Origin of the sequence: Rhodovibrio sodomensis, from assembly GCF_016583645.1 — a bacterium.
GTDB classification, from domain to species: Bacteria; Pseudomonadota; Alphaproteobacteria; order Kiloniellales; family Rhodovibrionaceae; genus Rhodovibrio; species Rhodovibrio sodomensis.
In genome coordinates this window covers 1-4,531 of the sequence record NZ_NRRL01000199.1, presented here as the reverse complement: position 1 = coordinate 4,531, position 4,531 = coordinate 1, and the positions used below count along the sequence as shown (strand labels likewise).

The 4,531-nt window shown below is 73.7% G+C and carries 4 protein-coding genes; all 4 read left to right on the top strand.

Features of this window, described 5'->3' with window-relative positions:
• The first annotated feature begins 57 nt into the window (after positions 1-57).
• The 4 genes from CKO28_RS26740 to CKO28_RS26725 are packed head-to-tail and all read left to right on the top strand — an operon-like array spanning position 58 to position 4,265.
• Positions 58-852 (top strand): enoyl-CoA hydratase-related protein, encoded by a 795-nt coding sequence (locus CKO28_RS26740; RefSeq protein ID WP_200344393.1) that lies wholly within the window; start codon positions 58-60, stop codon positions 850-852.
• Between the two features lie 4 nt (positions 853-856).
• Entirely contained in the window at positions 857-2,914 is a 2,058-nt protein-coding gene (locus tag CKO28_RS26735) for an acetyl/propionyl/methylcrotonyl-CoA carboxylase subunit alpha (RefSeq protein ID WP_200344391.1), read from the top strand.
• On the top strand, positions 2,911-3,828 hold the full coding sequence (locus CKO28_RS26730) for a hydroxymethylglutaryl-CoA lyase (protein ID WP_200344389.1): 918 nt from the start codon (positions 2,911-2,913) through the stop codon (positions 3,826-3,828). The genes CKO28_RS26735 and CKO28_RS26730 overlap by 4 nt, the downstream gene beginning before the upstream one ends.
• Positions 3,825-4,265 (top strand): DUF1489 family protein, encoded by a 441-nt coding sequence (locus CKO28_RS26725; RefSeq protein ID WP_200344387.1) that lies wholly within the window; start codon positions 3,825-3,827, stop codon positions 4,263-4,265. The genes CKO28_RS26730 and CKO28_RS26725 overlap by 4 nt, the downstream gene beginning before the upstream one ends.
• Positions 4,266-4,531 lie beyond the last annotated feature (266 nt).

Below are 4,531 nucleotides of genomic sequence, written 5' to 3'. Positions count from 1 at the left end.
CGCGCGCCCGAACGACCATCGCCCCCAACCGCCCGCCAGCACGAAAGGACCCGCCGCATGGAACGCCCCTTCTTCCTCGAGGAGATCGACGAGCGCGGCGTCGTCCACATCGCGCTCACGCGGCCCGACAAGCACAACGCCTTCAACGCCGAGCTGATCGGCGAGCTGACCAGCAGCCTGCGCGGCTACGACGACGACGCGCGGGTGCGCATGCTGCTGCTGACCGCGCAGGGCAAGTCGTTTTCCGCCGGCGGCGACCTCAACTGGATGCAGGCGATGGCGGACAAGAGCGAGCAGGAGAACCTGGCGGACGCGCGCGCGCTCGCCGGCCTGATGGAGGCGCTGGACAGCTTCTCCAAGCCGACCATGGCGCTGGTGCAGGGCCCGGCGATCGGCGGCGGGCTCGGCCTGGTCGCCTGCTGCGACATCGTGGTCGCCAGCGAATCCGCGGTGTTCGCGCTCTCCGAGGTGCGCCTGGGGCTGATCCCGGCGGTGATCCAGCCCTACGTGCTGCAGGCGCTGGGCGAGCGGGCGGTGCGCCGCTACACCTTCACCGCCGAGCGCTTCTCCGCCCAGGAGGCGCACCGCCTGGGCCTGGTGCACGTGCTGACCGCCTGGCACGACCTGCGCACCCGCGGCGAGGAACTGGTCCAGGAGGTCCTGAAGGGCGGCCCTGCGGCGCAGGTGGAGGCGAAGGCCCACCTGCGCAGCCTGCGCGCGACCGCCCCCGGCGAGAGCGTGAACGAAGACGCCGCAAAGCGTATTGCCCGCCTGCGCGCGAGCCCGGAAGGGCAGGAGGGCATCGCCGCCTTCCTGGACAAGCGCAAGGCCAGCTGGCGAGAGGACGATTGACGCCATGCTCGCCTCCGTCCTGATCGCCAACCGCGGCGAGATCGCCTGCCGGATCGTCCGCACCGCTCGCGCGATGGGGCTCAGCACGGTCGCGGTCTATTCCGATGCCGACCGCGACGCGCTGCACGTCCAGCTGGCCGACGACGCGGTGCGCCTGGGCCCGGCCTCGGCCGCGGAGAGCTACCTGAACGTCGACGCGCTGCTGCATGCGATCCGTGTCTCGGGGGCCGAGAGCGTCCACCCCGGCTACGGCTTCCTGGCGGAAAACGCGGATTTCGCGCAAGCCGTGGAAGCCGCCGGCGCGACCTGGATCGGCCCGCCGCCGGCGGCGATCCGGGCGATGGGCTCCAAGGCCGCGGCCAAGGCGCGGATGGCGGAGGCCGGGGTGCCGCTGGTGCCCGGCTACCACGGCGACGACCAGGACCCCGAGCGCCTGGCGGCGGAGGCGGCGCAGGTCGGCTATCCGCTGCTGATCAAGGCGTCGGCCGGCGGCGGCGGCAAGGGCATGCGCGTGGTCGAGCGCTCGGACGAATTCGCCGACCAGCTGGCCGCGGCCAAGCGCGAATCCAAGGCCAGCTTCGGCGACGACCGGGTGCTCTTGGAGCGCTACCTGCAAAAGCCCCGGCATATCGAGGTGCAGGTGTTCGCCGACACCCACGGCAACGCCGTGCATCTCCATGAGCGCGACTGCTCCCCCCAGCGCCGCCACCAGAAGGTGCTGGAGGAGGCGCCCGCCCCCGGCATGACGGCGGAAAAACGCGCCGAGATGGGCCAGGCCGCGGTCGCCGCGGCGCGGGCGATCGGCTACGTCGGCGCCGGCACGGTGGAGTTCATCGCCGAAGGCGAGCCGGGGGCCGAAGCCTTCTACTTCATGGAGATGAACACCCGCCTGCAGGTCGAGCATCCGGTGACCGAGGCGATCACCGGTCAGGACCTGGTCGCCTGGCAGCTGCGGGTGGCGGCCGGGGAGCCGCTGCCGCTGGCGCAGGACGCGATCCCGCTCGACGGCCACGCGGTCGAGGTCCGGCTCTACGCCGAGGACCCGGCGCGCGACTTTCTGCCGGCGACCGGGCCGCTGACCCGCCTGCGCTTGGCCGACGGCCTGCCCCCCAATGGCGTACTGGGCGTGCGGGTCGACACCGGGGTGCGCGAAGGCGACACGGTCACACCGCACTACGACCCGATGCTGGCGAAGGTGATCGCCCACGGCCCCGACCGTCCGGCTGCGCTGCGCCGGCTGAAGCGCGCGCTGGAGGCGACCCAGGTCGGCGGCTGCGTTGCCAACCTCGGCTTCCTGTGCCGGCTGGTCGACCATCCGGAGCTGCGCGCCGGGCCGGTCGACACCGGCTTCATCGCGCGCCACGCCGACACGCTGCAGGCGCCCCCGGCGCTGCCCGACGCCGCGCTGGCGCTGGCCGCGCTGGCGGAAGCGCAGGCGCGCGATCACGCGGTGCGGCTGGAGGCCGCGGCCGCGCCCGACCCGCACGCGCCCTGGCACGCCGCCGACGGCTGGCGGCTGAACGACGACCGCCACCTCGACTTCACCTTCCTGGAGGGCGAGGTCGAGCACGCCGTGCGCCTGACCTTCATCCGCGACGGCGCGCTGCTGGCACTGCCCGCGGGCGAGGTGGCGGCGCGCGTGCTGTCGGCGCAGGTGACCGGCGGGACCGTCGAGCTCAGCGCCGAGGTCGACGGGCGCAAGCGCGCCGGCTGCGTGCTGCGCGACGGCGAGCTGCGGACCGTCCTGCTCGGCCCGCACGCCTGGCGGCTGTCCCGGCGCGGCCGGCTTGCCGGGGCGGGCGACGCGGATGCGCCCGCCGGCAGCCTGACCGCGCCGATGCCGGGCCGGATCGCCACCGTCGCGGTCGACGCCGGCCAGCAGGTGACGCGCGGCACCACCCTGATGGTGCTGGAGGCGATGAAGATGGAGCACGCGATCCGCGCGCCCGCCGACGGCACGGTGGCCGAGCTGCACTTCGCCGCCGGCGACCAGGTGTCGGAAGGGACCGAGCTGCTGCGCTTCGAGCCCGACGGCGACCCGGCTGACGGGGCCAGGACATGAGCCGGCCGGACCGGGTCACGGTCGTCGAGGTCGGCCCGCGCGACGGCCTGCAGAACGAATCCGGCGAGCTCCCGGTCGCCGCCAGGGTGCGGCTGATCACCGCGCTCGCCGCCGCCGGCCTGCCGGTGGTCGAGGCCGGCGCCTTCGTTTCGCCCAAGTGGGTGCCGCAGATGGCCGGCAGTGCCGAGGTGCTGGCCCAGCTGCCGCGGGGCGGGCCGACCCGCTTCCCCGTGCTGGTCCCCAACGACACCGGGCTGGCGCGGGCGCGGGAGGCGGGGGCTGCTGAGATCGCGGTGTTCGGCGCGGCCTCGGAGACCTTCAGCCAGCGCAACATCAACTGCGGCATCCAGGAGAGCCTGGGGCGCTTCGCCCCGGTGATCGCGGCGGCCAAGCGCGGCGGCCTGCGGGTGCGCGGCTACGTCTCCTGCGTGCTCGGGTGTCCGTACGAGGGGGCGGTCTCCCCCCACCGCGTCGCCAACATCGCCCGCGACCTGGCCGAGCTCGGCTGCGACGAAATTTCGCTGGGCGACACGATCGGCGTGGGCACGCCGGACGCGGCGGCGAAGATGCTGGAGACGGTGGCAGCCGAGGTGGCGATCGACCGGCTCGCGGTGCACTTCCACGACACCTACGGCCAGGCGCTCGCCAACGTGCTGGCCTGCCTGGAGCGCGGCGTGCGAATCGTCGATTCGGCGGTCGCCGGCCTGGGCGGCTGCCCCTACGCCAAGGGGGCGAGCGGCAACCTGGCGACCGAGGATCTGCTGTACATGCTGCACGGCCTCGGCATCGACACCGGCGTCGACCTGGACGCGGTCGCCGCCGCCGGGCGGGAGATCTCGGCCGCGCTGGGCCGCGAACCGGCCTCCAAGGTCGCTCGGGCGCTGGCGGCGCAAGGGGCGGGGGGCGCGGCGTGACGCTGCACCTGAAGAAGCTCTGCGTCGGCGTCGACTCGCCCGAACAGCTCGAAGCCTGGATGCCGCGGCGCCTCGACCGGATCGAGCGGGAGCTCGGCCGCCGGGTGCTCTGCCACGTCACCCGCCAGGTGCCCAAGCGCGCGCCGGAGATCCTGGACGGCGGTTCGCTCTACTGGATCATGAACGGCCGGATGCGCGCGCGCCAGCCGGTTCACGACCTGCGGGAGATCCGCGATTCGCAAGGCCGGCGGGCCTGCGTGATCGAACTCGCGCCCGCGCTGATCCGGGTCACCGCGGCCCCGCACCGCCCGTTCCAGGGCTGGCGCTACCTGGACCCCGCCGACGCCCCCGCCGACGTCGGCGCATCCGACTCCGACCCGGCCGCCGACATGCCCGACTGGATGGTCCGCGCGCTGCGGGACCTGGGCGTGCTGTAGGTGTCAGTGGTTGGCGGTTTGGGGGTTGGGTTTCACGTTGCTGCAACGCGGTTGCGATGGATCCGTCAAAATCAGGTCTTGTCATGGGGGTGTTGGTGGGTCTATACACCGCGCTCGCTGGCGGCGCGGTGCTCTTGGGGCGCGGCGGCGTTCGGCGGGCGCGGCGGCCGAGGTCGTCTTCGGGCGATCCGATCGATCGGCAGCGATCGAGGGGTTGTCAGGGCGGATCGGCGTCGTTAGATTGCTGGGTCCCGGCCGGCTGGCGG

Coding starts and splice junctions, on each gene's coding strand:
- CKO28_RS26735 (WP_200344391.1), top strand. CDS start 857: ATGCTCGCCTCCGTCCTGATCGCCAACCGCGGCGAGATCGCCTGCCGG.
- CKO28_RS26740 (WP_200344393.1), top strand. CDS start 58: ATGGAACGCCCCTTCTTCCTCGAGGAGATCGACGAGCGCGGCGTCGTC.
- CKO28_RS26730 (WP_200344389.1), top strand. CDS start 2,911: ATGAGCCGGCCGGACCGGGTCACGGTCGTCGAGGTCGGCCCGCGCGAC.